Source organism: Bartonella sp. CL25QHWL, from assembly GCF_042195335.1.
Lineage (GTDB): Bacteria > Pseudomonadota > Alphaproteobacteria > Rhizobiales > Rhizobiaceae > Bartonella.
The window spans coordinates 1-589 of sequence record NZ_JBHIOE010000105.1; the positions used below are offsets into that span (position 1 = coordinate 1).

The 589-nt window shown below is 46.5% G+C and carries 1 protein-coding gene; it reads right to left on the bottom strand.

Annotated features, from left to right (window positions below):
* Positions 1-217 (bottom strand): hypothetical protein (locus tag ACFILY_RS09695; protein ID WP_375673397.1); only part of this gene is annotated, 217 nt, incomplete at its 3' end.
* Between the last annotated feature and the right edge of the window lie 372 nt (positions 218-589).

Consider the following 589-nt stretch of genomic DNA (forward strand, 5'->3'; position numbering starts at 1 on the left):
AAAAGAACGTCGTAGCTTGAACCGTTCGCGAGATATTTAGCCGCCATTTTGAAAATTTTCCAAACGCCATAACTCGGCAACCATAATAGCTAGCGCCATTTTGTAAAATTTGCCTTGTAGTGCTCTCGAAGACGAACATTTTGACACCAAAAAGAACGTCGTAGCTTGAACCGTTCGCGAGATATTCCTTGTAGTCCATTACAAATACTACATTCAAGATTTCTTCCGCACCGAATCCGCCTGGAGGAAATCAACAGGAGTCTGACGGCCAAACGGTGATTAAACCGGTCTCACATTGTAGAGCAATTTATTGTCTATCGTTTCCACAGGTTTTCCTGTTACGTTTGTAACCCATGGCGATTTCCCATCAGAGTGCAGCGTACTGTCTCACGGCAATTGGCAGCTTCGCAGGATGCTCGGAAGCAATCCCAATCCAGGACATCAGAGCTTCTACAGTTGCAGCTGCAGAAGTTCTATTCGGTAACCGGATTGCACGTTTCAGTGACCCGGCTGTAATCATCACGAACAGAGACCGCCAATTCGAAGCCGTCCCGTTTCAACGGCTTTCTCAGTTCCTACCGATCACACA